This is a genomic window from Serratia sp. 2880STDY5682894, from assembly GCF_001537385.1.
Lineage (GTDB): Bacteria > Pseudomonadota > Gammaproteobacteria > Enterobacterales > Enterobacteriaceae > Serratia > Serratia nevei.
Map to the genome: position 1 here is coordinate 13389 of NZ_FCJA01000009.1, position 26540 is coordinate 39928.

The following is a 26540-nucleotide window of genomic DNA, read 5'->3' on the forward strand; positions in this document are numbered from 1 at the left end:
TCAGATCTCCTTGAGCAGCTTGCGTTTTTCGTTCCAGGCGGTGGTGCTGATGCTGATCAAAATGATCGCGCCGCTGAACACCTGGTGCCAATAGGCCGAGACGCTGAGCAGCGTCAGCCCGTTTTGCAGGAAGGCCAGCAGCACCACGCCGAGCAGGGTGCCGGTCAACGAGCCGCGGCCGCCGCTCATGCTGGTGCCGCCCAGCACCACCGCCGCCAATACCGTCAGCTCGAAGCCGAGCAGCGAGTTGGGGGCCACCGACTGGGTGATCTGCGCCTGCACTACCGCCGCGACGCCGGCCAGAATGCCCATGTAGCCGTAGACGCAAAAATGCAGCCGCAGCAGGTTCAACCCCAGGCGCGACGCCGCGTCGCGGTTGCCGCCCATCGCGTAGATCTGGCGCCCCAGCCGGGTGCGGTTCATCAGCACGCCGGTGACGACGATGGTCCCCAGCAGGCACAGCAGCGGCAGCGTCAGGCCGTAGTCGTAGCCGTCGGCGCCCTGGAACGAGAACCAGTTGATGCCGTTCATGAACCAGTCCGGGAAGCCGTACAGCCAGGTGCCGTTGGTGGCGTACACCAGCAGGCCGTAGAACAGGTTAAGGGTGGCGATGGTGATGATGATCGCCGGCACTTTCAGCCAGTACACCAGGAAACCGTTCACCAGCCCGAGCAGCAGGCCGACGCCAATCGCCAGGGCGAACGCCAGCGGGAAGCTGCCGCCGTGCTGGATCACCCAGCTGGCCATCACATACTGGGCGATGGCGGTGACCGCCGGGAACGAAATGTCGATGCCGCCGGCGATCAGCACCACGAACAGCCCGCAGGCCAGGATGCCGAGAATGGCGTAGCTGGTGGCGACGTCGGTCAGGTTGCCGAGCGTCAGGAATTCGTCGGTGCCGGCGCTCAGGCCGATCGCCAGCAGCAGCACCAACAGGCCGAGATAAAACTCGTGCCGCCCGGCCAGGCGGGCCAATAATGACTTATCCATTCACCACCTCGGCGATCTGTTGCTCGGTACTCTGGTGCGGCGCGAATTCGGCGATCAGTTCGCCCTTGCGCATCACCATCACCCGATGGCTGTTGTAATAGGCTTCCGGGATCTCGTCGCAGATCATCAGCACCGCCATGCCCAGCTGCGCCAGATCGCGGGCGATCTGGTAGATCCCCTCTTTGTTGGCGATGTCCACGCCGACGGTGGGCGAGTCGAGGATCAGGATCTTCGGCTGGGTCGCCACCCATTTGGCGATGGCGATACGCTGGGCGTTGCCGCCGGACAGGGTTTTCACCGGCAACGCGCTGTCGGACACCTTGATGTTCAGATCGCGGATCAGCCGGTTGACCAGCTCGGTCGCCTTGGCGTGATCCAACAGCCCGAGCGAGGTATGCAGCCGATTGAAGACGGTGACGATGGTGTTGTCGTAGATGGATTGTTCCATGATCAACCCCTGCGTCAGGCGATCCTCCGACACATAGCCGATGCCGTGGCGCACCGCTTCGCGGTTGTTGTGCAGCTGCACCGTCTGGCCCTCGATGCGGATCTCGCCGCTGTCCGGCCGCGTCATGCCGAACAGGCTGAGGCACAGTTCGGTGCGGCCGGCGCCGAGCAGGCCGACGATCGAGACGATCTCGCCGCCGCGCAGCGCCAGATTGACGTTGCGGTATTTCTCGCCGCGGCTGAGGTTGCGCACCTCGAGCAGCGGCGCCTGTTCGGCCGGCGGCAGCGGCGGCAGCGGGCTGTAGTGGAAGCGTTGGCCGGTCATCAGGAACGCCAGTTCATGGCTGTCCAGTTCGCTGGCCGGCCAGGTGCCCACCAGCTTGCCGTCGCGCATCACGCTGATGCGATCGGCGACTTCCATTACTTCATCCAATCTGTGGCTGACGAATACCACGCAGATGCCGGCCGCCTTCAGCTCGTTGACCACCCGCAGCAGGCCGTCGACCTCCTGGCGGGTCAGCGAGGCGGTCGGTTCGTCCATGATAACCAACCGCGCCTCGGCGGCGATGGCGCGGCAAATCGCCACCAGTTGCCGATCGGCGATCGACAGTTTTTCCACCTTTTTATCGGGGTCGATGCGTATGCCGACCCGCGCCATGGCGTCGAGCGCCGTCTGGCGCATCACCCGCTTGCGCACCCAGAAGCGGCCGCCGGGCAGGTAACGGTGGATGGCGATGTTCTCCGCCACCGTCAGGTTGGGGAACAGCGACAGGTCCTGGTAGATCACCTGTATGCCGTAATAACCGGACAGCTGCGGCGTCAGGGCGTGGAAGAGTTTACCTTCCAGCGAAATGTTGGCGCCTTTTTCCGGCTGATAAACGCCGGAGATGATTTTAATGATGGTGCTTTTGCCGCAGCCGTTTTGCCCGGCCAGGCAGTGCACTTCGCCTTTATTCAGCGTCAGGTTGATCTGGTCTAATGCCAGCACGCCTGGGAATCGCTTGCTGATATTCTCCAGGGTGATAAATGCGGGGGAGGCTGTCATAACGTTAACCTGTGCTTGCGTAGCGGCCGAAGCCCTGGGCGCAGCAATGCTGCGCCCCTACGAGGGTTTAACTACTTTCCCGGTGTGGCGAAATTACGCGAAAAATCAGAATCCAAGCGATTGGGCGTTGTCTTTGGTCACTTCCAAAATCTTATTAAACCGAATCACTTTGTGTTCCATATCGACGTCAGCCTTGCCAAGGCCCTCGATCGACAGGTCTTTGTTCACTTCCTTGCCCTGCAGCAGCTGGTCGGCCACCGTCACCAGCGCATAACCGGCGTCTTTCGGATCCCACAGCAGCGCTTTCTTGATGTCGCCGCGCGTCAGGTAAGGGGCGGCCTGCGCCGGCATGGCGATGCCCACCACCGCGATTTTGTCCTTGGCGCGTTTCTTGGCCACCGCCTGGCCGGCGCCGATCGGGCCGAGCGAGCCGAAGCCGATGATGCCCTTCATCTGCGGATAGGTTTTCATCAGATCCAGCGTGGTGGCGTAGGATTTGTCGATGCTTTCCGCCACCGGCAGGCGCAAGGTGACTTCAAACATGTCCGGGTATTTTTCTTTCTGGTATTTGATGGCGGAGTCGGCCCAGGCGTTGTGCAGCGGCACGGTCAGCGAGCCGACGTAGATCGCATAGCCGCCTTTGCCGCCCATGTCTTTCGCCAGCTCATCGACGTTGGCCTGCGCGTATTTCTCGCTGTCGATGGTCTCGATGTCCCACTGGCCGATCTGCTGGTCCGGGGATTCATGGGTCAGCACCACGATGCCTTTGTCGCGCGCTTTTTTCAGCACCGGCTCCAGCACCTTGGCGTCGTTCGGCACCACGATGATGGCGTTGACGTTCTTGGCGATCAGATCCTCAATCACCTTGACCTGCGCGGCCGGATCCGGCGTAGAAGGGCCGGTCTGGTAGGCGTTGACGTCGAGTTTTTTCGCCGCTTCGTTGACGCCCACTTCCATGCGGTTGAACCACGGAATGCCGGTCACTTTAGCGACCACGGCAATCTCATACTTATCAGCGGCGAACACAGGTGTTGTCGATAACATGCACGCAGAAACCACACATGCATTTAATAATGCGAGGTTAAATTTCATTAGCTGTACCTTTTTTTATCTGTAGGGGTGGCGGTTTTTCCACCGCTGCAGATTACAAAGGAATGGAAGAGGGGGCGTAGCTGAAGTTAATGAAATGTGATCTGTGCACATTTAAGTAAAATAATGGCGTATTTAGTGTTAAATAAATGTTTAATTATTTGGTGGTGGTAAATTTACTACCGATTAATAAGCAATAAAAAACCTTTTATTAACTTTTATTTAACGTATTGGCATCATTTGGATGGAGGGAAAGCATAAAAAAATGCCGGCGCAGAGGCCGGCATTGAAGCATTTAATCGATGTGTGAACAAGATCACCTTTAAGGCGGATTACAGCACGCCCTGCGCCAGCATGGCGTCCGCGACCTTGACGAAACCGGCGATATTCGCGCCGTGCACGTAGTGGGTTTGCTTGCCTTCGCCGCCGTATTCCACGCAGGCGTGGTGAATATCGGCCATGATATGTTGTAAACGTACATCCACTTTCTCTGCCCGCCAGCCGATGCGCGCGGCGTTTTGCGCCATCTCCAGCCCCGAGGTGGCGACGCCGCCGGCGTTGGCCGCCTTGCCCGGCGCGAACAGCACGCCGGCGTCGAGGAAGGCGTCGGTGGCCTGGATGGTGGTCGGCATGTTGGCGCCTTCCGCCACCGCCTTCACCCCGTTGCGGATCAGCGTCTGCGCCGCCTCGAGATCCAGTTCGTTCTGGGTGGCGCACGGCAGGGCGATATCCACCGGCACGTTCCACGGCTGCTGGCCCGCCAGATACGTCAGGCCGCGTTCGCGGGCGTAGTCCGCCACCCGGCCGTAGCGTTGGTTTTTGATCTCCGCCAGGTGCGCCAGCTTCTCAGTGGTGAAGCCGTCTTCGTCCACCAGGGTGCCGCCGGAATCCGACACGGTGATCACGCGCGCGTCCAGCTCCAGCGCTTTCTCGATGGTGTACTGCGCCACGTTGCCGGAGCCGGACACCGCCACCCGCATGCCCTCAAAGCCCAGGCCGTGGCGCTGCAGCATGGCGTCGGTGAAGTAAACCAGGCCATAGCCGGTCGCCTCGGGGCGGATCAGGCTGCCGCCGAAGGAGAGGCCCTTGCCGGTAAATACGCAGGCGGTATTGTTGGACAGTTTTTTCATCATGCCGGCCATAAAGCCGACTTCGCGGCCGCCGACGCCGATATCGCCGGCCGGCACGTCGGTGTCCGGGCCCAGATGGCGATACAGCTCGGTCATCAGTGCCTGGCAGAAGCGCATGATCTCGCCCTGGCTTTTGCCCTTCGGATCGAAATCGGAGCCGCCTTTGCCGCCGCCCATCGGCAGGGTGGTCAACGCGTTCTTGAAGGTCTGCTCAAAACCGAGGAACTTCAGGATCGACAGGTTTACCGACGGGTGGAAGCGCATGCCGCCCTTGTAGGGGCCGATGGCCGAGTTGAACTGCACGCGGAAGGCGCGGTTGACCTGCACCTGGCCGCGATCGTCCACCCAGCTGACGCGGAACTGAATGACGCGCTCGGGCTCTACCAGGCGCTCCAGCAGCGCCTGTTCGCGATAGCGCGGATTACGTTCGATAAACGGCCACAGCGAGGTGAACACTTCGCGTACCGCCTGCAGATATTCCGGCTGGTGGGGGTTATGGCGTTGTAACGAGGACAGGAAAGACTCTACCGATACGGCATATTCCATGGATAACTCCTTTTCGCATTAAATTTCCCCCGCTATTTCTTATAGATATGGGTATAGGCGATGCCCGGGGGAGGATGTTGTGTCTTTAGCGACTATATCATCGGAGGGCGGTTGATTATCAAGCGATTAATCGGCGTGGCGGCATGAAAAACGCCCGCAGGGCGCGGGCGTTGGGCAGTTAAGTTAGCAAGTGCTTACTTTATTCGTCTTCTTCATCGCGCAGCGGCACGATCAGCATATCGATGTGCACGGTATTGATCAGCTGGCGAGCGGAAGACATCAGCTTGCTCCAGAAGTCCTGGTGGTGGCCGCACAACACCAGGTCCATGTCGTATTTCTTGATGGCATCGACCAATACCTGCGCCAGATCGCCGCTGCCGCTCAGGGTCTCGGTGATCGGGTAGCCGGCGTTCTGCGACAGCTCGGTCAGCGCCTGATGGGTTTCCTCGGAGATGCGTTTTTGCATGTCGCCGAGATTGACGTCGATAAGGCCGGTATAAAGGTCGGAATAGTTGACATCGACGTGGATCAGAGAAACTTTAGCGTTGTACGGCCGCGCCATCGAGACGGCTTTTTCTACCAGGATCTTGCTTTCCGGGGATAGGTCCACCGCGATCAGTATGTGTTTGTAAGCCATAAGAATACTCCTTCCATAAACATGCCGATTAAAAAGGGTTAGCAGGCGTTCCGTTTACCCGCCTGGCGCTTTTGGTTCCATAGTATCATTCGGATAACGCAATGATATGTTGGGGCGATCACACTGCGCCGCATCGAAAATCTCTCCGCCCGATACCTTTCGTTGTACACCCGCGCGGCGCAAAAGCCTATGGATTATGCGGATGCTGACGGTCTGACCGCTTGAATTATAAGCGTTATTAAACAAAGTATAGCGCTAAATGTGCAATCAGCGCTCCAGATGCGGCTGCAGCAGGCTTTCAAACCACTCATGAAACACCGCCAGGCGGCGCGATCGCTGGCGGCGGTGGGGGTAGATCAGGGCGATCGGCATGGAGGCGGCGCGGTAACCGGGCAGGACTTCCAGCAGTTCACCGGCGTCGAGCAGGTGTTGCACGTCGTAGCGCGGGATCTGCATCAGCCCCAGCCCGGCGCGGCAGCAGGCGATATAGCTTTCGGCGTTGTTGACCACCACCCGGCTGGGCAGTTCGAGCCGTTGCGTATGGCCGTCGTCGGCCAGGTATTCCCAGGGGGATTCGCGGCCGGTTTTGGGCGAGGCGTAGCCGATGCTCCAGTGTCCCTCGACGAGATCGCCGGGCTGGCGCGGATGGCCGAATTCGCCCAGGTAAGCGGGGCTGGCGCAGTTGATCAGCGCGATATGGCCGAGCGGGCGCATTACCAGGCTGCTGTCGTGCAGATCGCCGACGCGCACTGCGCAGTCGACCCCTTCCTGCACCAGATCGATGGCGCGATCGGCGGAGCCGAGCACCAGCTGCAGGTGGGGATGGCGCCGCAGCAGGCCGGGCAGCGCAGGCGCGATCAGCCGGCGGGCGATGCGGCTCGGCACGTCGACGCTGAGCCGGCCGGAGGCCTGGCGCTGGCTGGCCTGAAACGACTGATCGATGTCTTCCACCTCGGCCAGCAGCGGGCGCAGCCGCTCGAGCAGCTGTTCGCCGTCGGCGGTCAGCCGCACCTGCCGCGTGGTGCGGTGCAGCAGGCGCACGCCCAGCTGCGTTTCCAGCTGTTGCACGGCGGCGGACACCGAGGCGCGCGGCACCTCCAGCGCATGGGCCGCCCGGATAAAGCTGCCCATTTCCGCCACCTGTACGAATACGCGGTATTGATTGAATCTGTCCATCTCGTTGACCTGCTGTTCCTTGGCGCCGTTTCTGACAGAGAGTGTAGCCGCATGGCGCGGTTGCGCGCGAGCAGGTGCGGGGGCATTTCCGCCCCCGTCGAACTTATTTGGTGGTGTAGCCGCCGTTGATCAGGATGGTTTGGCCGGTTACCCACCAGCCGTCGCTGACCAGGTGGCGGATGAACGGCACCACGTCTTCGATATCGGTCAGGCCGGTTTTGCTGAACGGCGACAGCGCCGCTGCCGTCTTGTGGTAGGCCACGGCGTCCGCGCCCTCCGCCGGGTAGAAGAACGGGGTGTCCATCGGGCCGGGGCCGACCGCCGTCACGGAGATACCGCGTTCGCCAAACTCCTTGGCGGCGGCGCGGGTGAAGTGTTCCACCGGCGCTTTGGTGCCGGCGTAAGCGGCGTAAAACGGCGTGAAGGCGCCGAGCAGCGAGGTGACCAGCGTGCAGATTTTACCGTTGTCGTTGAGGTGCTTGCCCGCCTCTTTCAGGAAGAAGAACGCGGTTTTGGCGTTGACCGCCGTCATCTCGTCGTACTCGGCTTCGCTGATGTCGACCATCGGTTTTTTCAGCACTTTGCCAACGGTATTGATGGCGATATCCGGCTTGCCGACGGCGGCGACCGCATCGGCGAACAGCTTTTCGACCGCGCCCGCGGTGGTGAGATCGGCCTGCAGCGCGACGCCTTGCGCCCCGGCGGCCTGAATGGCGGCGACGGTTTTTTCCGCTTCGGCTTGGGAAGCGGCGCTGTTGTAGTGGATCACCACCGCTTTGGCGCCTTGTTCAGCCAAATCGCGTGCGATCAGCCCGCCGAGGTTTTTGGCGCCGCCGGCGATGAGGACGGTTTTTCCCTTGATTGAATGGTTTGCCATAACAGTTTCCTTGGATGAACGTAACGGAAACCTGAGTCTAGCCAGCGTGGGGGGAAAGATCAGCGGCGTGGAGCGGGATAGACTATCCAGAAAAACCGACCAATCACAGCCGTTAGCCCGCCCCGGCGGAGGGCGTTTCGGCGCGGGGCGGTAAATTTTATCCACTGATCAGGCCAGTTTGCGTTTCATTAACCTACAATGATGGATATGGGCCTCATCATTTCCCCTCTGAGTGGAACCACGCTGTGCAAATCTCTCTGTGCGGTGCGGTAACGTCTCCGGAGGCGGTGGGTTATGGGCGTGGCCCGTGCAGGCAAAAAAGGGGATGAGAGCGGTAAGCTCCAGCAGAGTATCGGGTAATGAGGTAGGGCGGTTGGACCCGGCGGATGGCCGCGGATAACAACGCCTTGAGGGGGCAATCATGATCAGTACCGTCGCGCTGTTTTGGGCCTTATGTGTGGTGTGTGTGGTAAACATGGTGCGGTATTACTCTTCTCTGCGCGCGCTGCTGGTGGTATTGCGCGGCTGTGACCCGCTGCTGTACCAATACGTCGACGGCGGCGGTTTCTTCACCGCCCACGGGCAACCCAGCAAGCAGCTGAGGCTGGTGCGCTATATCTTTGCGCAACGCTATGTCGAGCACCACGATCCGGAGTTTATTCGCCGCTGCGAGCGGGTGCGCGGGCAGTTTATGCTGACCTCGGCCCTGTGCGGTCTGGTGGTCATCAGCCTGATAGCGCTGATGATTTGGTATTAATGCCTTCCTGTTTCCCTTGATGCAGGCAAAAAAAAGGCGGCCTTTCGGCCGCCTTTCTCATGATGCTTATCGCTTAGATCAGCTTCAACGCGACCCAATACAGCGCACCGGAAAGCAGAATCGAGATTGGCAGGGTCAGTACCCAGGCCAACAGGATGTTCTTCACGGTTTTGCTCTGCACGCCGCCGCCGTCCACGATCATCGTCCCGGCAACCGCCGAAGAGAGGACGTGGGTGGTGGAGACCGGCATGCCGGTATAACTCGCCACGCCGATCGACAGCGCTGCGGTCATCTGGGCCGACACGCCCTGGGCGTAGGTCATGCCTTTCTTGCCGATCTTCTCGCCGATGGTGGTGGCCACGCGTTTCCAGCCCACCATGGTGCCGAGCGACAGTGCCAGCGCGACGGCGACGATGATCCACATCGGCGCGTACTCGACGGTCTGCAGCAGATCCTGACGCAGGTTCTTCAGGAAGCGCTGGTCGGCGGATGAGGTTTCCGGCAGCTTGGCGACTTTATCCGCCGTGTCGGTCACGCACATCAGCAGGCGGCGCAGGTGGCTGCGCTGCTCAACCGTCAGCTGATCGTAGCTTTGCAGGTTGGTCAGCATGCCCTGAGCCAGCTCGATCGCCGGCATGGCGCGCGAACTGTCGCAGTGGAACTCAGCCGGCTTGTTCGGCGCAGCTTCATCATCCGGGCTTGGCACCAGCGGCGTCAGCGACACCGCATGCGACAGCGCGTCGCCGTGCTGCTGGTAATATTGCTGCAGGTGGGTCACGGCATCACGCGTACGGGTGATGTCATAACCGGTTGCATTCATATTGACCACGAAGCCGGCCGGCGCAACGCCGATCAGCACCAGCATGATAAGGCCGATGCCTTTCTGGCCGTCGTTGGCGCCGTGCGAGAAGCTGACGCCAATCGCCGACAGGATCAGCGCGATACGGGTCCAGAACGGCGGCTTGCGTTTGCCGTCGACCTTTTCACGTTCCGCAGGGGTCATGTGGATACGCTGGCGTTTCTTGGTGCCACTCCAATAGCGGCGCAAGGCGAACACCATCACTCCCGCCACCATCATGCCGACCAGCGGCGAGAACAGCAGAGAAAGGAAAATACCAATCATTTTCGGGACGTTAAGCGCATCCACCACCGAAGTGTGGGTCATCAGGGCGTTGGTTAAACCGACACCGATGATTGCGCCTATCAGCGTATGGGAACTGGAGGCCGGCAGACCGAAATACCAGGTGCCGAGGTTCCAGATGATTGCCGCCAACAGCATGGAGAAGACCATGGCTAATCCGTGTGCTGAACTGACGTTCAACAACAGATCGGTAGGCAGCAAGTGGACGATGGCGTAAGCAACACTCAAACCGCCGAGCATTACGCCAAGAAAGTTGAACAAACCTGCCATCACGACCGCAAGTTGCGAGCGCATGGCGCGGGTATAAATAACTGTAGCGACCGCATTGGCCGTATCATGAAAACCGTTGATGGCTTCATAAAACAACACGAACAACAATGCGAGAATTAACATCAGGCCGGTATGGAAATCCAGGCCAGCGAACAAATGCAGCATAAGCGTTACGCCAGTTTGTGGACATGAACGCCGCGCATTATCAGTGACAACCGGGGCCGGGGAAAAGGAAAATATGACGTTTTTTTGATTTGGACATGACGAAACGATGACGCGCCTATAACAAAAATATGGAATATCAACGCGTTAATCTCCTCTGACCTCTGTAATATTTTCTTACTATGGCGTTGGCGGCGCCGGGGCTTTACAATCTGCCGCCGTGAATTTGGCGGTGACCGGCGGCGAAACGGCGTAATATGGCGCTCTTTTGTCGCGATTGTGGTTTTGATAAGTGAGGCTCAGGTGGAACAGTTTGATGTCGTAGTGATTGGGGCGGGCGCCGCCGGCATGTTTTGCGCCGCGCAGGCGGGGCAACTCGGTTGCCGCGTGTTGCTGCTCGACAACGGCAAAAAACCGGGCCGCAAGATCCTGATGTCCGGCGGCGGGCGCTGCAACTTCACCAATATGTACGCCGAGCCGACGGCCTATCTGTCGAACAACCCGCACTTCTGCAAGTCGGCGTTGGCGCGCTACACCCAGTGGGACTTCATCGATCTGATCAACCGCTACGGCATCGCCTACCATGAAAAAACGCTGGGGCAGCTGTTCTGCGACGACTCGGCGCAGCAGGTGGTGGATCTGTTGGTCAAAGAGTGCGAGCTGGGCCAGGTGACGATGCGCCTGCGCAGCGAAGTGCTGGGCGTGGAGAAAACCGAACATGGCTACACGCTGGCGCTGAATGGTGAAAAAGTAAGTGCTCGCTCACTTGTGGTGGCCAGCGGCGGTTTGTCCATGCCGGGGCTGGGCGCTTCGCCGTTCGGTTACAAGCTGGCGGAGCAGTTCGGCCTCAGGGTGCTGCCGACGCGCGCCGGGCTGGTGCCTTTTACCCTGCATAAGCCGCTGCTGGAGCATGTGCAGACGCTGTCCGGCGTCTCGGTGCCGGCAGTGATCACCGCCGAGAACGGCGTCAGCTTCCGTGAAAGCATCCTGTTCACCCATCGCGGCCTGTCCGGCCCGGCGGTGTTGCAGCTGTCCAGCTACTGGCAGCCGGGTGAGTATGTGAGCGTTAACTTACTTCCTGAGCTGGATCTGGCGGCCTTCCTGGATGACCAGCGCCGCCGGCATCCGAATCAAAGCCTGAAAAACACCCTGGCGTTGCACTTGCCGAAGCGGCTGGTGGAATGCTTGCAAACGTTGGGACAACTGCCGGAGGCCACGCTGAAGCAGCTGAATGCGCCGCAGCAGGCGGCGCTGGTGGACCTGTTGCAGAACTGGCGCGTGCAGCCGAACGGTACCGAAGGCTATCGCACGGCGGAAGTGACGCTCGGCGGCGTCGACACCAACGAACTTTCCTCCAAGACGATGGAAGCCCACAAGGCGCCGGGGCTCTACTTTATCGGTGAAGTGGTGGACGTGACCGGGTGGTTGGGCGGCTACAACTTCCAGTGGGCCTGGAGCTCTGCCTGGGCCTGCGCCCAGGCATTGGCGGCGCAGGGGCGTTAAAACCCGCTCAGTCTTGAAACGTACCGGGTCACATTGGCCCGGCCTTGAGCTGATTCATTAATTTCATTTTAGTGTCGCCGTCGAGAAAACTCGCTTCCAGCGCCTGTCGGTTGCTGCGGTTAAAATCGTCATCCTGCCAGCCGAAGGCGTCATGCAACAGCTGGTACTCTTTGTTCAGCGTGGTATCGGCGACGGTGCGCGCATCGGTATTCACGTTCAGCCGCACTCCCATCCTTTTCAGCCGGTCTATCGGGTGACTGTCGATGCTGTCGAACAGATTGCAGACGAGATTGCAGCTGGGGCAGATCTCGAGCAGGACGCCGGTGGCTACCAGGCGCTCGATAAGCGCAGCATCCTCGATGCTCCTGACGCCGTGGCCGATGCGCGACACCTGCAGCCTATCCAGCGTTTCCCGTACGCTGTCGGCGCCCTTCGCCTCACCGGCGTGGGCGATGACGTTGCCGCCGGCTTCGCGCACCGCCCGAAAGGCCGCTATGTGATTGGCCAGCGGGTAACGCGCTTCGTCGGCGGCCAAATCCAGCGCGACCACGCCGCGGCCCAGAAAGTTAACCACGAGCCCGGCGGTTTGCAGGCTGGCGGCCGCATCGAAATGCCGCAGCGTGCACAGGATCAGCCCGGCGGCGACGCCGTAAGTTTGCGCGGCGTCACGCATCGCGGCGAGCACCGTCTCGACCACCGCTTCACCACTTAATCCCATCCGGGTATGCAGCAGCGGGGCAAAGCGCACTTCCGCATAGATGACGTTATCTGCCGCCAGCTGCGCGAACAAGTCATCGACGGCCAGCGCTATCGCCTGGCGCGTCTGCAGGAGGTCTATTTGCGGTGCGATCTTGTTTAAAAAGTCTCCGAGATCGGCGCATCGTTTCGGCGCGATAAATTGCCGATTAAAGGCCGTTCTGGTTATTTGCGGGTCGATCTTTTTGACATAGTGGTAGCTTAAACAGGTATCCAAATGGACGTGTAATTCCACTTTCTTCAATTTTCTTGGATCGAATTTCATACGGGCCACTTATTTCATTAACGGCTGAGATAACAACGAAAACAGTTTTTCTTTAAACCGGCCGGGTTTAATGCGGGTGATCACGCGGGCATTGGCCGGTTCGCCGGTCAGATGGGTGGAATCAATGATGTAATGGCCGTAAGACCTTTCACTTTTATATTCAACCCAGGAATACGCCTCCAGACTGGTCTCGACGATGTCCGGGTAGAGCGCCACCGCCATGGTGGTCGGATCGGGCAAATCAAAGCCTTTACGCTCTGTGCGCCCGGCGTTGAATGCCATCAGCGTGCGATTACAGCGCACGGCAAAGCGCCCCAGTTCGCCGAGATGATGCAATCGTTCAATATCGTCCTCGCCAATAAACGCTTCCCCCATCCCGATCTCCCAACCGACGAGGGTGAGGGGCAGCCCGGCATTCAGCACCAGATGGGCGGCCTCGGCGTCGGCGTAGAAGTTAAATTCGGCCAGCGGGGTAATATTGCCCGGCGTCAGCCCGGAACCGCCCATGACATAAACCCTTTTCACTTGTTCGGCCAGCGCGGGCGCTTTTAGCACCGCCATCGCGAGATTGGTCAGCGGCCCGAGAGTGACGATCTCCAACTCGCCAGGGCGTCGTGCGGCGCAGTCGATGATGGCGTCTATGGCATGAATGGGTGCGGCGGTCAGCTGCGGATCGGGCAAGGCCATGTCGCCCATGCCGTCTTCGCCGTGAATGTGGTGCGAGTGATAGCGCGTGCGGAACAGCGGTTTCGCCATGCCGGCGTATACCGGAGGGGCATAGGTTCCCGCTTTTTCCACGCAGATAAGCGCATTTTTGACGCATTGTTCAAGCGGGCAGTTGCCTGCGACCGTGGTGATCGCTTCCACCCTCACGTCAGGCTCGCGCAACGCCATCAGCAGGGCGACGGCATCGTCGGAGGCGGTATCGGTATCTATCAAAATATGTCGCATGGCACTCTCCTTGGGTGGGGTCTGCGGAGAAAATACCCAGACGGCCCGAGGCAAAAAAGGTCAGATGTCCTGTTTCGTTCTGAAGTGCGCCGGCTATTCTGGGCGCAGCCGAAAAGATAGGATGCAAGACGTTAACGGATAAACCCTGGGAGTGAATCGCCGTGAAAACTGTCGGTGACAGCAAGCTGAAAGAAGCGTTTATCGAAGCTCACGATCTGCGAACGGCGCTTTCGCCCCCGCTGCTGGCCGCCCTGCGCCTGGTCAGGGTCGAGGCCGGTGAATACCTGGTGACGCAAAGCGATCGGTTGACCCACCTGTTTTTTCTCGTGCAGGGAAAATTGCAGGTTGAGAATTACGATGTGAACGGCATGCACATCGTCTTTTCCTTCGAAACGGATTTCTCCGTGATAGGCGATCTGGAGCTGTTCTCCCAGGCGCAGCGGGCGGTGTTCAGCACCGTACAGGCGGTTACGGACGCGCTGATCTTCACGCTGCCTATCGAGGCCATCAAAGAGCGGGCCATGCACGATCCTGTTTTCCTCGCCTTTATGTGCCGGCAGTTAAGCGACAAGCTGCTTAACGCTTCATTGCTGCATGCGAGCGGCGGCTTAACGGCAGAATATAAGTTGCGTAAATTTCTGTTATTTAAAATAAAGCAGGAAGGCGTGCAGATTCAGCTCGAAAACAGGGAGTTGCTGGCGGGCAGATTAGGGATCTCCGTCAGGCAGCTGAGCCGCGCGCTGGCGCAGCTCGCGGCGGACGGTATTATTCAGTTTAAAAACAAATCGCTGCGGGTGGTGGATAGCCAACGGCTGGCCGACATCAACGGGAGCGCCAGGATCTAGCCGATCGCCGGCCCCTTAAGCTCGATGCGATTGCCGTCCGGATCGCTGAAATAAATCGACGGCCCGTCGCCTTCCGCGCCGTAGCGCGTTTCAGCGGGATCGACGGCGATCCCTTGCGATCGCAGATAGGCCAGCAGTTCGTCTTCGTTGAAAGGATCGATGCGCAGGCAGAGGTGATCGACATTTTGCCGGTGAGGATCGGGCGCATCGCCGCCTTTTTTTCCAAGCTGGCCGTTAACGTCGACCAGATCAATCATGGCCGCCCCGGCGCGCAGATGCATCAGCCCCAAATCCGGCCGCCGTTTGGCGATATCACAGCCGACGATCTGGGTATAAAAATGCAGGCTTTTCTGCATATCGCGCACGCGCAGAACCACATGGTCGATAGTCTTCAGGCTGAAAGGGGGCATGATTTTCTCCCAGAATCGCGGCGTTACTCATCAGCATAATCGGCAACGCCCGATTTATCCTGTTTTCTCCCCCTATTGCAGCCAGAGCCGCCGCTTAGCGCAGAGTCGCCACGATCTCTTCCAACGCCGCGCGCTGCGCCTCGCCGAGTGCGCTCTCCGTCGCCGCATTCTCCGCCAGCAGGGTTTGCAGGCCGATCAGCCAGTCATAGATATAAAACGCGGTGTTTTTGGTCGGCGTCGGCGCCAGCCGGGTTAACCGCTGCTGGCGGCTCCAGTCCACCGCCGGCTGCGGCGGTGGGGTAAAGATCGGCTGGCCGGGATTGACGCGGCTCTCGGGGCGCGTTGCCGCATCGCGCCGCTGGAAACCGAGCCAGGCGACAAAGTCGCCCAGTATCGCCAGCGCCTGGCTGATTTGCCGATCTTCGCTCTGTTCCGGCAGGCCCCCGGCGCACAGCGCGTTCTCCAGCTCATCATCGAGCCGCAGGCGGCAGGCGGCGCCGATCAGCGCATCAACCAGCAGTTCCAGGTGCGGCTTTTCGACGCCGAGCAGCTCCAGCAACCGACGGCTGTCCGGCAGGCTGCGCAGATGGTTGATCCAATCCGCGAATACCCGCGCGGCAAAGGATGACGCGGGGGGCTCGCCGGGCGCCGGGGTTTCCGGTGCGCCGAACAGATCGATATCGAGCCCGAACGGCGCTGGCGTCGCCGTCGGGGCCGGCGCGGCGTGCTGCTGTTGCTGATAAAGCTGGCGCAACGTATCGCGCTGCGGTAACAGCCGTTCCAGCAGTTCGCCGTGGCGGCCGGCCTGCGCCTGCAGCGCTCGCAGCAGCTGCTGGCCGCGTTGCTGCGCCGCGTGTGGATCGGCGGCGGTGAGCCAGTTGCCGAGCAGGCTTTCCGTCAGCTCGCGCTGCAATTCTTCGCGCTGTTCGAGCAGGCGCGCTTGCTTCTGGGCCGGGCGCGCCTGAGCGGTCAGGTAGCTCACCATACGGCGGCAATCCTGTTCATCCAGCGCCAGCAGCGTGGCCCAGCTGTCGCCGGGCTCGCCGACCTGGCGCTGTACGGCGTCGTCGGGGCGCGTTTTGCCTTCCCCGCGTTGATCAAACGGCGTGATCGCCCAGATCAGGCCGGGTTTGCGGCGTTGGCGCAGCGCCGGGGTTTCCCCTTGAGTCTGGTTGACCCAGTTGGCGAGCGCCTGGCCGATGCGGGCGGCGTCCTGTGGCGTGGCGGCCGCATCGGCTACCAGCAACAGGTTGGCGTGCAGGCCGTCTGCACAGCGGGTCAGCAAATGGGCGCGTTTCGCCTGTTGCAGCCGCTGCGTCGGTTCCGCCTGCGGGCAAGCGCGGCTGCCGGGCAGGTCGATCAGCGCCACGTCGGCGGGCAGGCCCGTCTGCGCCGTTTGCGGCAGAACGGTGGTGACTTCGGCGGTCAGCCAGGTCAGATCGCTCAGCGCGATCTCCCGTTCACCGCCGTGTTCGGCCATCACGACGATCGTCGCGTTTTCCGCTGCGGCGCTCGCGGCCAGCAGCGGCAAGGCGCGGTGCGGAGCATGAACCTGTCGGCTGCCGCCGAGGGCATGCAGCGTATGTGCCAGCTGGCGATAACGTGCCGTCAGCGTTGTTTCCTCTCCCCACAGCGGCGCAAACAGGCGCGCGCGATCGTCGATGCTCAGCTGCGGCGCCAGCGCCACGGCCTGCGGCCAGAAATGCCTGTCCAGCGTCTGTTGCCCCTTGTCGCCGTGGCGGCGTTGGCTATCCCACAGCGTCAGTACATCGCTGTCGCTGAGGCCGTCGAGGGCGACGGTTTGGCGGTGGCGCGCCAACGCTTGCAGATGGCCGGCGATCGCGCGGGCGTCCCAGTCCAGCCGGAAGCCGCCCATCGTGGCGGCATCGAGCGTGATGGCCAGCCACTGCGCTTCATCGAGCAGCGCGAGGGCGAGAGGATACTCGGCGCACGGCGACGGCGCGGCGGCGCCGTAACGCACCGCCAGCGCGGCGTCTGCGTGCAGCCTTTCTGCGCCGGGGGCCAGCGCCGCCAGCAGGTGGGCCTTGGCGGCGGCGTTGTGGCCGTACAGGCCGATAGCGACCTGCTCAGGCTGCGCATTCGCCAATTGCAGCGCGCGGTTATGGCAACGGCGCAGGCGCAGCGTCAGGCGATCCGCCTCCTGTTCCAGACGGGTGGACTGCCGGCGCGCGGCGTCCACCCAGGCGATCGCCTGCAGAATGCCGGTGCTGAGTGCGTGGTTCGGGGCCGATTGGGCGGTAGTGGTAGCTTTCATCGTGGGTAAATGCTCCCGCTGTCTATCCAGTAGTGGGTCGCGCCGGAGGCGCTGGCAGCCAGGGTATTGAGTTTCAGTTGCAGGTGGTGCGCCGGGACGGGGCTGCCGTCGGCCAGCAACGCCTGCGCGATCTTGACGCTTTCTGCGCCCTGTTCGGCGCTGGCGGTAATGGCCAGCCGCAGGGTGATCACCGCATCGCCGGCCAGTTTGCGCGCCAGCTGGGCGTCATTAATGGTCAGCGTATAGAGCGGCGAGGCCGGCCAGCGTTCGTTGTCCAGTTGGCGGAAGCCCAGGCGCAGCGGGCCGCGCAGCTGGAAGCTGCCGGCGGGGTCGAGCACGAAGTCGGCGCGATCCAGATCGATGTCGCGGTAATAGACGTTATCGTCCGCCAGCATGTTGTTGCCGTCCAGCATGCCCAGATGGCGAATGGTGGAGTAGGGCTGGAAATCGCCGACGTTGAAGTAAAAGCTCTCCAGGCGCAGGTCGATCGCCAACAGGCACAGCATGGCACCTACCGCGGCGGTGGATTTCGGGTTGTCGATGCGGCCGCGCTTGTTGAACGGGTACCAGCTGCGGGTGTGGTAGCCCTCGAGCGGCAGAATGCGGCTGGCGGGCAACGGCTGCAGATGGCGCAGCAGCGCCTGCACGCCGGGGAAACGCGCCGGGCGGCCGGTCAACAGCAGCACGTCGCAGGTATACAGCGCCACCACCTCGGCCAACAGGCGCAGGCAGCGGCCGATGCCGATGCGATCGGACAAGAAGGCGGCGTGCAGATCGGCCAGGCGGATCACCAGCGGGGTGTGCAGAATATCGAAGGCGTCGCTGTCGGCTTCGCGCTGCACCTCGCCGTTGATAAACGCCAGCACCTGCGGCGTCGGCGGCTGCGGCAGCAGATCGCCCAGGCTGGCGGCGATTTCCGCCCGGCTGTCCAGCGGATCGTATTCTTCATAGGCGCCGAGCAGCGCGCGTCCGGCGGGCATGAAAATCTGCAGCGCCGCCTGCTGACGCAGGGTAGAAAGCCCGTCCATGCGCCCTTCGTTGCCGAACAGCCTGTCCATCAACGCCGGGGCGGCGCTCACGCCGGCGGCTTCGAACGCCTGCTGCACGGCGGGCAGGATAAACTGCTGGATGGCGTCCAGCAGGATATCGTCGCCGGCGACTTTAAAGCCCTCGCGGAACAGCAGGCGCGGGTTGATTTTGATGTTGTTGCCCACGCCGTCATCGAGCGAATAGTGCGTGATCGCCAGATCCGTGGTGCCGCCGCCGATGTCGATGGAGGCGATGCGCAGCGTTTTTCCCGCCTGCTCACCCGGCGCCAGCGGCCGGTCGGGCCGGGCCATGGCGGCGAAAAAGGCGTCGGTGCGGCCGGCGAAGTTCACCTGGGTTTCATTGTACAGATAGACCATCTGGCCGCAGGTGGCCTCGTCCCACTCCATCTGCACCTGAGGCACCGGGAAGCGGACGTGCGCGCCGTCGAACGGCGCATCCTGCGGGTGCCAGCCGAGGGACTTCCACACCAGCCCGATCGCTTCCTGCATGCGGCGGCGGAAGATCTCGCGCTCCGGCTTCGGCATGGCCGAAGGCAGCGTCAGAATGATGGCGCGCAAACGGCGCGGCGCGGCGGCGTTCGGCATGCGGCTGCGCTGGGCGATGCTGTTGATCTGCATCAGCGCCTGCGCCAGCAGCTCGCTCAGCATCAGCGTCATCACCGCGCTGCGGCTGTAATGGGCGGCGAACACTGGCAGCCGTTGCGCCGTCGGCAGGGCGGACAGCGGCACGCCTTCGTCGTTGATGAGGGTGGTCAACGGCGCGGCGGCGGCCATCGGCTCGTGCCGCTCGTTGAAGCGCCAGCCGGGCGCATAGCGCTCCTCGTCCCACAGGTAGCGGCGCGGGCTGGAAATGCCGGTAGTGCCTTCATGGCCCGTTCGCCGCTGCGCCAGCTGCGCGGCTTCGCGGCCGACGCGGGTGATGGAGGGCCACTGGAAGGCGTCGTCGCGCCCGCTCTGGAACGACAGATGCGGCTTGCCGAAGCTGGCCTGAGAAAACTCCACCCGGCTCTCGAACAGTTCGTTGTAGACGCGGTGCGGTTCGGACAGCGAACGCAGCTGCAGCTCGTAGGTTTGCTTCAGGCCGTTGCTCTCTTCCGGGTGGTCTTCGACCAGCACGCCGCAGGTGTGCGAGTTGCCGACGTCCAGCACCAGATCGACGTCGATCGCCGGTTGCTGCAACGTCGCCGCCACCATCTTTATCTGCGGTACCGCCAGCTGATGGCCGAGCATGTGCAGCAGATTGAGGTAGTGCGCCTGATACTCGAAGGTTTTCAGCCCGGCGTTGATCTCCACTTCGGCACGCTGCTCCCGCTCGGCGGCGCGCTGGCTGAACGCTTCGCGCAGCCAGCCGTCTACCCAGGTCAGATCGAGAAACTCGCCCAGTTCGTGGTTGCGGTGCGCCAGCGCGAAGTTGAGCCCGGTGCCGAGATCGCTTTCGCCCGGCGCCAGCGTCTCCTGGCCGGGTGCGGCGGCGCGGGTGTCGAAGGCCAGCACCACGCGCAGCAGGTTGCCGTCCTGATCCGGTTCATCCAGCTGCACCACCTGCAGGCGCGCCCAGTTGTCCGGGCCCGACAAAAACAGGCCTGCCGGGGTGTGGCGCAAGAAGGGCAGCGGCAGCCAGAGCTTATCCAGCAGGCGCAGCGACTGCTGCAGCGGATAGCTGAACTCCGGCCGCACCACTTCGGCGGCCTGGTCGCCCACGGCCGGCAGCTGGTATTTGCCGCTCTCGGCCTCCCATTGCAGGCGCAGCAGCGGGCCGCTGGCGGTCTTGCGCACGAATTTGCCGGGAAACTCGGCGTCCAGCAGCGGCGTCAGGGCAAAGTCCAGAAACTGAATGCCGCTGTCCTGAATCAGCGTAATGCCGTGTTTGTAGTCCGTAAGGGGTGCCAGCATCATTTACTCTCGCGCTTGAACGTCATGGGATAGGTGGTGTCCGCATCGTAGCGGCCGGTGCACTCCGCCGCGCCGGTTTCGCCCTGGCGGCAAACGATCTCCGGGATCTGGTAGCGGCTACCGTCGCTGCAGCGCGCCTTGGTGCGGCTGTTGATCACCAGATTGCCGGACTGCATCAGCCCGGCTTCGACCGCCACCCGGCAGCTGACGCCGTCGCCGTAGGCGATGATGGCGTTGCCTTTGCCGCCGTTCAGACGGTATTGCAGGCCGGGGCGTTTGCCGGTGATCGGGTCTTTCAGCGCCACCGTGGCGCGCCATTTGCCGTTAAGGAAACGGGTGGAGCCGGCCTTCACCGCCTCGGGCGGCAGCACCAGCGCATTTTTGTCCGCCGGCTGCGGGATGACCGGCGCCGGTGGCGGCGGCAACAGCGTCGCGTGCGCCAGCGGCAAGCGCAGCTTGGGCAACGGCGCGGCGGCTTTTTCCGGCGGGGCCGGATGCTGGACCTCCACCGGCATCGCCGGTTGCGGCGGCGGCGAGCGGTGCAGCCAGGCGGCCAGCGCCGCACTGCCTAGCAGCAGAACGGGCAACAGCCACAGCGCGTGGCGCCGGCGCGGGCGAACGGCGGCAGGGGGGGCGATAGGCGCTGCCGGGGCAGGCACCGGTTCGGGCTCGGCGGCCGGGGCCGGTTTTACCGGTTCGACAACGGCCGGTTTGCGTGGGGCGGCGACGATCGGCGCCGGTTTTTCCACTTCGACTTTCACCTCTGCTTCGATCGGGCGCAGGCAGGCCAACGGATCGTCCGGGCTCTGCGCCTGCGGCTTGATAAAGCCCCAGAAGGTCAGCACCGGCCGGTCGTCCACCAGATAAACGTGGTTGGGATCAGGCATGTGCATCGCTTTGACCAGCAGCGCGCCGAACAGGCGATGGCTGGGGTGATCGGTCGCCTGGGCCTGTTCCGTCAGGCTGCGGAAGGTCGTCAGGCAGTGTTCCAGGTGGCGCACCGCCTGTGCGCGCTGGGCGTCGCTCGCCGCCAGCCAGGAGGTGACCTTGCCGGGGAAGGGTGCATACCAGTCGATGCGGGTGCCGCTTTCGTTCGGCTGGGGGATCGCCAGACAGTCGGCGGCCTGCTGCTGCCGGCGAAGACGCAGGGTTTCCCGCAGCTGCTGCGCGCAGGCGTAGACCGGTTGCCCGTTTTCGCCTAAAGCCAGCACATCATCCAAACTGCCACTGCGTAAGAAGGGTTTCACCACGGCACCGCACCTTGTCCTGTTCTGCAAAAACGCATAAAAGTCCATGATACCCCGCAGGCAGAGTCGCCAAACGGCCAAGGACAGCCCGAAAAACGCCCTTCTTTGGCGTTAGCGGCGCGCTTTGCTAACCGGCACAGTGAAAATCTCGCTATCTGGACCTGTCTGTGAACCGCTTTATCTGAAAAATAGAACCTGGCCCCGGCAAGCGACGCCGGGGAACGATGTTCTCTTTCACTATGACATCGCCTCGCGGGTTGCCGATTTCGGTATGCCTCAGGCGTGCGGAGCGTTCACATGACGGACAGTCAGTCTGAAAAAACTCTCGTTGTTCCCCCTGCTCATCCCGCCGCCGGGCATTCGGCTCAGGGCTGGATGAACGGCTTCCTCGGCATGATGATCTTCAGCGGCTCGCTGCCCGCCACGCGGGTGGCGGTGCTGGAGCTCGATCCACTGTTTCTGACGGCGGTCAGGGCGGCGATCGCCGCCTTGCTGGCCCTGTGTGCGTTGCTGATCACCCGGCAGGCGCGGCCGACGCGGGCCGATTTGCCGCCGCTGTTGTTTGTGGCGCTCGGCGTGGTCATCGGTTTTCCGCTGCTGACGGCGCTGGCGCTGCAGCACACCACCTCGGCGCATTCGCTGGTGTACATCGGCCTGCTGCCGCTGGCGACCGCCGGTTTTGGCGTTTTGCGCGGCGGAGAACGGCCCAAGCCCGCTTTTTGGGCTTTTTCAGGCGTCGGCGCCGTGCTGGTGGGTGCTTTCGCGTTGAGCCAGGGGAGCGGCGGTGCCTGGCAAGGGGATGCGCTGATGGTCGGGGCGGTGTTGCTGTGCGGCCTGGGCTATGCCGAAGGGGCGGTGCTGTCGCGCCGGATCGGCGGCTGGCAGGTGATCTCCTGGGCGCTGGTGGTGGCGTTGCCGTTGACGCTGGCGGCCACCTGGCTGGCGGCGCCGGCCGGTTGGCCTGCGATCAGCGGCGCCGCCTGGCTGTCGCTGGTTTACGTCTCGGTGTTCAGCATGTGGATTGGGTTTATTTTCTGGTATCGCGGCCTGGCGCAGGGCGGCATCGCCGCCGTCGGACAGTTGCAGCTGCTGCAGCCGTTCTTCGGCCTGGCGCTGGCGGGCTGGCTGCTGCATGAGACCGTCCAGCCGATGATGATCGCCGTGATGGCCGGCGTGGTGGTTTGCGTGTTCGGCGCCAAACGTTTTTCCCGCTAGGCGCCGCTACCGGCGCAGGCCAGGATCACCTGTCCGAGCCGTTCCACCGCCTGTTGCACCTGGCGGTCGGCGTAACCGCCCAATCCCAGCACCAGACCCGGCTCACCGTGGCCGGGCGCATACATCGGCGACACCGCCCGCAGCGCCAATCCGGCTTCGTTGGCGCATTGGGCGACCCGCACGTCATCGAGATCTTTCCTCAGCCACAGCACCATGTGCATGCCCTGATCGCAGGGCTGCACTACCGCCAGCTCCGCGGGGATATGCGTGTTGATCGCCTCGATCAGCACCCGGCGTTTCTCGGCGTAGACGCCGCGCATTTTGCGGATATGGCGGTCGAGATACCCTTCGGCGATAAAGGCGGCCAGCACGTGTTGATCCGCACTGGGTGGATGGCGATCCATCAGGATCCTGGCGCCGCAAAAGGCGTCGACCAGCGGCGGTGGCACGATGGCGTAACCTAGCCGCAGCGAAGGGAACAGCACCTTGCTGAAGGTGCCGAGATAGAGCGTCCGTTCGGGCGCCAACCCCTGCAGCGAAGGGAACGGGTGACCGGCGTAGCGCATCTCGCTGTCGTAGTCGTCTTCCACGATCCAGGCCTGCCGCTCTTTGGCCCAGGCCAGCAGGGCGCTTCTTTTCGCCATGCTCATCGGCATGCCCAGCGGATATTGATGCGACGGCGTGACAAAGGCGGCGCGGGCGTCGGCGGCCAGACGCACGCCGGCGGCAACGTCGATGCCGTCGTCGGCGACGGGCACCCTAATCATGTGCCGATCGCGAAACAGGCTGTCGAAAATGGCGGTAATGCCGGCGTAGGCGGGATCTTCGACCCAGGCGCTGTCGCCGGCGTCCAGCAGGATCTGGGCGGCCAAATAGAGCCCTTGTTGCGTGCCGGAGGTGATGAGGATTTGCTGCGGCGTGCAGTTTACCGAGCGGGAACGGCGCACATAGTCGCAGATGGCTTCGCGCAGCGGCAACGCGCCCAGCGGATCGCCGTAGCCCGACGGGGCGCCCGGGCCACGTGCCCGGATGCGGTTGCCGAGCCGCCGCCAGACATCGTCGGGCGCGGTATCACCGATCGGCACCGAGACGGTGAACGGCACCGGCGGCAGCGCCCGTGCCTGGGCGGCGAAGCGCGCCAGATGCTGCGCCTGTGAAGAAAGCGGCACCGCTACCGCCGAACTCGCCTGCACGTTGGCGTGCGGCGTGCGCCGCGGCGCCTGATAGTGAGCGACCCGGGTGCCGGAGCCGGGCTGCGGTTCGAGAAAGCCTTCCGCCGTTAGCTGAGCGAATGCTTCCAATACCGTGCCGCGTGCCAGATTCAGCGCCGCTGATAGCCGGCGCGTCGAGGGCAGCAGATCGCCCGCTTTCAGATCGCCCCGGTGGATGGCCTGGCGCAGGGCCTGCGCCAGCTGGTGGCTAAGCTGGCCCGCCAGGCGATCGAGCTCGCCGATGGCGGGGACGTCAACGACTTTGGCTGTTCTGGGCATGCATTCCGGCTCGTTTTGCAGTACGAAAATGAGTATTCAGAGTAAACCACTCTGGCGTCACTCGCGAGCCTGTTGTTGCTCAGCCAAGCCCCCGCTGATTCAGCAGCACCTTATTCAACTCGCTGTTTTTGCGCACGTTCAGCTTGCGCATCGCCGAACGTTTGTGGGCGCTGATGGTTTTCTGGCTGCGCTGCAGCAGGCCGGCGATGCTGCAGGCGGACATGCCGCTGCTCATCAATCCCAGCACCTTTTTCTCGCAGTGGCTGAGCGCGGCGATGCGGCAGGCCTGGCATTTCCACATGCCGGCGGCATGCACCGCCATCCACGGATGCTGGATGAATTTTTCCAACGCCATTTGCAGCTTGAGGCGGATGGCGTAGGCCGAATCGCGCCGATGGATGCTGAACAGCGGCGGCAGGTTTTTCACCTGTTGCTGGGTCGTGTCGTCGAGGATCAGCAGGGTCAGCTGCCGCTGGCGCGGGATGCCGTAGGGGCTCTGATAACAGCAGGCGCAGCCCCAGCGCTCTTCCGGCGTACGGAACACGATTTCGATGTTATCCAACGCCTGCAGCGCCAGCGGTGAGAACTGCGGATACCGGCGCTGGCATTCGTTCAGGGAGTGCAGATAGTCCTGCAGCAGCAGACGCAGCCCCTGCTGGTAGAAGTTATCGCTGTCGAACAGCGTGAAGCGAATATCTGGCATGGGTGGCTCCTTAAAAGGCCGCGTCACCGCGCCGGAGCGAACGGTGACGGCCAATCGCCGGCGTTCGCGCGCCGGTCGTTTTCCTGATTTCCCTGGGGCGGTGCGGGCTTATTGGTACGCCAGCACAAAATTGGCGACGGACGTGAATTCGCCTTCGGTAATGCTTTGGTTCTGAATCGCACTCGGCCGCCCCTGTACATAGGCGGTGAAGTTCAGGCTGTTGGGGCCGTTTTGCAGCGCGACGGCGCTGGTGGCCTTATTCAGATCGATATCTGCACCCTGATGATCGAACAGGGCGATGGCGGCGCCGTTCGCGCCGTTGTTGATCGCCAGCTTGCCCGGCAGCTCTCCGTCTTCGGTGCCGCTGAAGGTCACGCTGACGGATTTGAACACCGTAGTCTTACAGTCGGTCAGCTTGATGCTGAACGGCACCGGCGTGGTGTGGCCGTAGCGGTACAGGGTTTTGACGATCACCGTGCCCATCTCCACCAGTTGATCGGCGGACTGCGGTTCGATATTGCACGGGCGGCTCACCACGGTGCCGTGGAACTGCACCGGCGCGCCGATAAGCTCGGTGTTCGCCGTCGCCGGCATGGCGGTAAACCACCAGGGCACGCAGCTCAGCAGCGCTAAAGCGCGTAGACGCATTTTCGTTCCTCCCTCGGTTACTGGAATGCCGCCACGATGGTGGCCGATGCGTTGAATTCCCCTTCGCCGATCTCTGCGCCGCCGTTGGCGAACGGTGCCGCCACCAGGTTCCAGGAGCCGCCGTTGCCGATATTCGGCACCGGGTAAAACTCATTCGGGATAACCAGCTGGCCGTTGTGCGTCAGCCGGATGCCGAGATCGTTCTTGTCGGTTTTGAACACCTCGTTGCTGAAGGCGGCCGCCGTGCCCGACACCGCCAGCTTGATGTTCAGCGTACCGTCCTCGAAGCTGCCGCCCTCGCACTGGAAGCGCACCGGAATGCTTTGCGGGTAGTTCGAGCCGTTGAGATCGCTGCCGCCGATCTCGCCGAACTCCACGTTGATCAACTGGCCTTCGTTCACCACGCATTTATCCGGCACGTAGAGGATCGCGGACTGGATGAACACCTGCGCCATCGGGTTGGGGCCGAAGCCGCCGTCGGTCGAGCCGAGGCGGCCGTACATCTCGATGATCTGCCGATCGTTAATCTCAACGCCGTTGATGATCTTTTTGCGCACCCGGAAGGTGATCTTGCCTTTGGAGCCGCTGCCGTAGTTGTTGACCTGCAAGTACGGTGGCCGGCAGCTGTGTTGGTTAAGCAAATTCGATTCGTTGTAAAAAGGCACGGTGACGTAGGCGTTCTTGTTGCCGGCGATCCACACCTCGGCCTTTAAATCCAAAAAGTCATTCAGTTTTAAATAGCCATTGCCATAGTCGGAGGGGGGCAACGCCGAATCCGACTTGTAAAAGTGCGGGCTGGTGGGGATGGGGGTATCGCAATACACCTTGCCGGTATAGGTTCCGCCCAGGTCATAGGGAAACAGTTTGGTGAACCCCACCTGGTTGGTGATGTTGGTTTCATTCAGATCGATATAGAACTGTTTCGGCCCGCCGTCCGGCGTGACGTAGCCGTTGGCCCAGGCGGCGGGGGCCGCCAGGGCGATCGCCAGCGGTAGGCAGAGTTTGGTCAGTTGAGTTTTCATC

The 26540-nt window shown here is 62.3% G+C and carries 22 protein-coding genes; 4 read left to right on the forward strand and 18 right to left on the reverse strand.

Annotated features, from left to right (window positions below; all coding sequences use genetic code 11):
• The 7 genes from AWX27_RS19005 to AWX27_RS19035 all read right to left on the reverse strand — a co-directional run bounded on the left by AWX27_RS19005 (position 1) and on the right by AWX27_RS19035 (position 7937).
• Positions 1–990, reverse strand: a complete 990-nt coding sequence (locus tag AWX27_RS19005; protein WP_047729644.1) for an ABC transporter permease — start codon at positions 988–990, stop codon at positions 1–3.
• Positions 983–2482, reverse strand: a complete 1500-nt coding sequence (locus AWX27_RS19010; protein WP_060424428.1) for a sugar ABC transporter ATP-binding protein — start codon at positions 2480–2482, stop codon at positions 983–985. Before AWX27_RS19010 ends, AWX27_RS19005 begins: the two co-directional genes overlap by 8 nt.
• A 105-nt stretch (positions 2483–2587) precedes the next feature.
• Positions 2588–3574 carry an autoinducer 2 ABC transporter substrate-binding protein gene (locus tag AWX27_RS19015; protein ID WP_060424430.1) on the reverse strand — a complete coding sequence of 329 codons (987 nt, stop codon included), beginning with the start codon at positions 3572–3574 and terminating at the stop codon, positions 2588–2590.
• Between the two features lie 329 nt (positions 3575–3903).
• On the reverse strand, positions 3904–5247 hold the full coding sequence (gdhA, locus tag AWX27_RS19020; protein ID WP_033649380.1) for an NADP-specific glutamate dehydrogenase: 1344 nt from the start codon (positions 5245–5247) through the stop codon (positions 3904–3906).
• Positions 5248–5446: 199 nt separating this feature from the next.
• A complete protein-coding gene (uspA, locus tag AWX27_RS19025) occupies positions 5447–5884 on the reverse strand; it encodes a universal stress protein UspA (RefSeq protein WP_004930988.1) in 438 nt (145 codons plus the stop codon).
• 267 nt (positions 5885–6151) lie between these two features.
• The gene (locus AWX27_RS19030) at positions 6152–7060 is read right to left on the reverse strand and encodes a LysR family transcriptional regulator (RefSeq protein ID WP_060424432.1); all 909 of its coding nucleotides are present in this window, start codon (positions 7058–7060) and stop codon (positions 6152–6154) included.
• 103 nt (positions 7061–7163) lie between these two features.
• On the reverse strand, positions 7164–7937 hold the full coding sequence (locus AWX27_RS19035; RefSeq protein WP_049202881.1) for an SDR family oxidoreductase: 774 nt from the start codon (positions 7935–7937) through the stop codon (positions 7164–7166).
• Positions 7938–8358: 421 nt separating this feature from the next.
• Between AWX27_RS19035 and uspB the strand changes: the two genes are divergently transcribed.
• On the forward strand, positions 8359–8694 hold the full coding sequence (gene uspB / locus AWX27_RS19040; protein WP_016930435.1) for a universal stress protein UspB: 336 nt from the start codon (positions 8359–8361) through the stop codon (positions 8692–8694).
• A gap of 73 nt (positions 8695–8767) precedes the next feature.
• Here the strand turns inward: uspB and pitA are convergent, their stop codons facing one another.
• On the reverse strand, positions 8768–10270 hold the full coding sequence (gene pitA / locus AWX27_RS19045) for an inorganic phosphate transporter PitA (RefSeq protein ID WP_033636373.1): 1503 nt from the start codon (positions 10268–10270) through the stop codon (positions 8768–8770).
• Between the two features lie 300 nt (positions 10271–10570).
• Here pitA and AWX27_RS19050 point away from each other — a divergent pair, with 300 nt between their 5' ends.
• Positions 10571–11770 (forward strand): BaiN/RdsA family NAD(P)/FAD-dependent oxidoreductase, encoded by a 1200-nt coding sequence (locus AWX27_RS19050; protein ID WP_060424435.1) that lies wholly within the window; start codon positions 10571–10573, stop codon positions 11768–11770.
• Positions 11771–11798: 28 nt separating this feature from the next.
• Here AWX27_RS19050 and add read toward each other — a convergent pair whose 3' ends face one another.
• Complete coding sequence (gene add, locus AWX27_RS19055) at positions 11799–12761, reverse strand: adenosine deaminase (protein WP_230200992.1); 963 nt, start codon at positions 12759–12761, stop codon at positions 11799–11801.
• A gap of 39 nt (positions 12762–12800) precedes the next feature.
• Complete coding sequence (locus AWX27_RS19060; protein WP_060424438.1) at positions 12801–13742, reverse strand: nucleoside hydrolase; 942 nt, start codon at positions 13740–13742, stop codon at positions 12801–12803.
• Positions 13743–13903: 161 nt separating this feature from the next.
• Between AWX27_RS19060 and AWX27_RS19065 the strand changes: the two genes are divergently transcribed.
• Positions 13904–14587: a Crp/Fnr family transcriptional regulator gene (locus AWX27_RS19065; protein WP_060424439.1), complete on the forward strand. Its 684-nt coding sequence runs from the start codon at positions 13904–13906 to the stop codon at positions 14585–14587.
• On the opposite strand, the gene AWX27_RS19070 is transcribed toward AWX27_RS19065, so the two are convergent.
• The 4 genes from AWX27_RS19070 to AWX27_RS19085 all read right to left on the reverse strand — a co-directional run bounded on the left by AWX27_RS19070 (position 14584) and on the right by AWX27_RS19085 (position 21464).
• Positions 14584–14997: a VOC family protein gene (locus AWX27_RS19070; RefSeq protein ID WP_060424441.1), complete on the reverse strand. Its 414-nt coding sequence runs from the start codon at positions 14995–14997 to the stop codon at positions 14584–14586. The two genes, AWX27_RS19065 and AWX27_RS19070, sit on opposite strands and share 4 nt — an antisense overlap.
• A 94-nt stretch (positions 14998–15091) precedes the next feature.
• Positions 15092–17272, reverse strand: a complete 2181-nt coding sequence (locus AWX27_RS19075; RefSeq protein WP_060424443.1) for a virulence factor SrfC family protein — start codon at positions 17270–17272, stop codon at positions 15092–15094.
• Positions 17269–20214: a virulence factor SrfB gene (locus AWX27_RS19080; RefSeq protein ID WP_060424595.1), complete on the reverse strand. Its 2946-nt coding sequence runs from the start codon at positions 20212–20214 to the stop codon at positions 17269–17271. Before AWX27_RS19080 ends, AWX27_RS19075 begins: the two co-directional genes overlap by 4 nt.
• Entirely contained in the window at positions 20214–21464 is a 1251-nt protein-coding gene (locus AWX27_RS19085; protein WP_060424446.1) for an SrfA family protein, read from the reverse strand. Before AWX27_RS19085 ends, AWX27_RS19080 begins: the two co-directional genes overlap by 1 nt.
• A 372-nt stretch (positions 21465–21836) precedes the next feature.
• Here AWX27_RS19085 and AWX27_RS19090 point away from each other — a divergent pair, with 372 nt between their 5' ends.
• The gene (locus tag AWX27_RS19090; RefSeq protein ID WP_087762451.1) at positions 21837–22676 is read left to right on the forward strand and encodes a DMT family transporter; all 840 of its coding nucleotides are present in this window, start codon (positions 21837–21839) and stop codon (positions 22674–22676) included.
• On the opposite strand, the gene AWX27_RS19095 is transcribed toward AWX27_RS19090, so the two are convergent.
• The 4 genes from AWX27_RS19095 to AWX27_RS19110 form a co-directional block, all read right to left on the reverse strand.
• Entirely contained in the window at positions 22673–24166 is a 1494-nt protein-coding gene (locus tag AWX27_RS19095) for a MocR-like pyridoxine biosynthesis transcription factor PdxR (RefSeq protein WP_060424451.1), read from the reverse strand. The genes AWX27_RS19090 and AWX27_RS19095 overlap by 4 nt on opposite strands.
• Positions 24167–24245: 79 nt before the next feature.
• The gene (locus tag AWX27_RS19100) at positions 24246–24869 is read right to left on the reverse strand and encodes a helix-turn-helix transcriptional regulator (RefSeq protein WP_060424452.1); all 624 of its coding nucleotides are present in this window, start codon (positions 24867–24869) and stop codon (positions 24246–24248) included.
• A gap of 108 nt (positions 24870–24977) precedes the next feature.
• Entirely contained in the window at positions 24978–25517 is a 540-nt protein-coding gene (locus AWX27_RS19105) for a fimbrial protein (RefSeq protein ID WP_038871490.1), read from the reverse strand.
• Positions 25518–25534: 17 nt separating this feature from the next.
• On the reverse strand, positions 25535–26539 hold the full coding sequence (locus AWX27_RS19110; protein WP_060424454.1) for a fimbrial protein: 1005 nt from the start codon (positions 26537–26539) through the stop codon (positions 25535–25537).
• Position 26540 lies beyond the last annotated feature (1 nt).

Bases quoted from the DNA above. Each gene is read 5' to 3' on its own strand.
- uspA (WP_004930988.1), bottom strand. From the start codon at position 5,884: ATGGCTTACAAACACATACTGATCGCGGTGGACCTATCCCCGGAAAGC.
- AWX27_RS19110 (WP_060424454.1), bottom strand. From the start codon at position 26,539: ATGAAAACTCAACTGACCAAACTCTGCCTACCGCTGGCGATCGCCCTG.
- AWX27_RS19030 (WP_060424432.1), bottom strand. From the start codon at position 7,060: ATGGACAGATTCAATCAATACCGCGTATTCGTACAGGTGGCGGAAATG.
- AWX27_RS19035 (WP_049202881.1), bottom strand. From the start codon at position 7,937: ATGGCAAACCATTCAATCAAGGGAAAAACCGTCCTCATCGCCGGCGGC.
- pitA (WP_033636373.1), bottom strand. From the start codon at position 10,270: ATGCTGCATTTGTTCGCTGGCCTGGATTTCCATACCGGCCTGATGTTA.
- AWX27_RS19075 (WP_060424443.1), bottom strand. From the start codon at position 17,272: ATGAAAGCTACCACTACCGCCCAATCGGCCCCGAACCACGCACTCAGC.
- AWX27_RS19010 (WP_060424428.1), bottom strand. From the start codon at position 2,482: ATGACAGCCTCCCCCGCATTTATCACCCTGGAGAATATCAGCAAGCGA.
- AWX27_RS19095 (WP_060424451.1), bottom strand. From the start codon at position 24,166: ATGCCCAGAACAGCCAAAGTCGTTGACGTCCCCGCCATCGGCGAGCTC.
- uspB (WP_016930435.1), top strand. From the start codon at position 8,359: ATGATCAGTACCGTCGCGCTGTTTTGGGCCTTATGTGTGGTGTGTGTG.
- AWX27_RS19005 (WP_047729644.1), bottom strand. From the start codon at position 990: ATGGATAAGTCATTATTGGCCCGCCTGGCCGGGCGGCACGAGTTTTAT.
- AWX27_RS19015 (WP_060424430.1), bottom strand. From the start codon at position 3,574: ATGAAATTTAACCTCGCATTATTAAATGCATGTGTGGTTTCTGCGTGC.
- gdhA (WP_033649380.1), bottom strand. From the start codon at position 5,247: ATGGAATATGCCGTATCGGTAGAGTCTTTCCTGTCCTCGTTACAACGC.
- AWX27_RS19060 (WP_060424438.1), bottom strand. From the start codon at position 13,742: ATGCGACATATTTTGATAGATACCGATACCGCCTCCGACGATGCCGTC.
- AWX27_RS19070 (WP_060424441.1), bottom strand. From the start codon at position 14,997: ATGCCCCCTTTCAGCCTGAAGACTATCGACCATGTGGTTCTGCGCGTG.
- AWX27_RS19090 (WP_087762451.1), top strand. From the start codon at position 21,837: ATGAACGGCTTCCTCGGCATGATGATCTTCAGCGGCTCGCTGCCCGCC.
- AWX27_RS19105 (WP_038871490.1), bottom strand. From the start codon at position 25,517: ATGCGTCTACGCGCTTTAGCGCTGCTGAGCTGCGTGCCCTGGTGGTTT.
- AWX27_RS19100 (WP_060424452.1), bottom strand. From the start codon at position 24,869: ATGCCAGATATTCGCTTCACGCTGTTCGACAGCGATAACTTCTACCAG.
- AWX27_RS19080 (WP_060424595.1), bottom strand. From the start codon at position 20,214: ATGCTGGCACCCCTTACGGACTACAAACACGGCATTACGCTGATTCAG.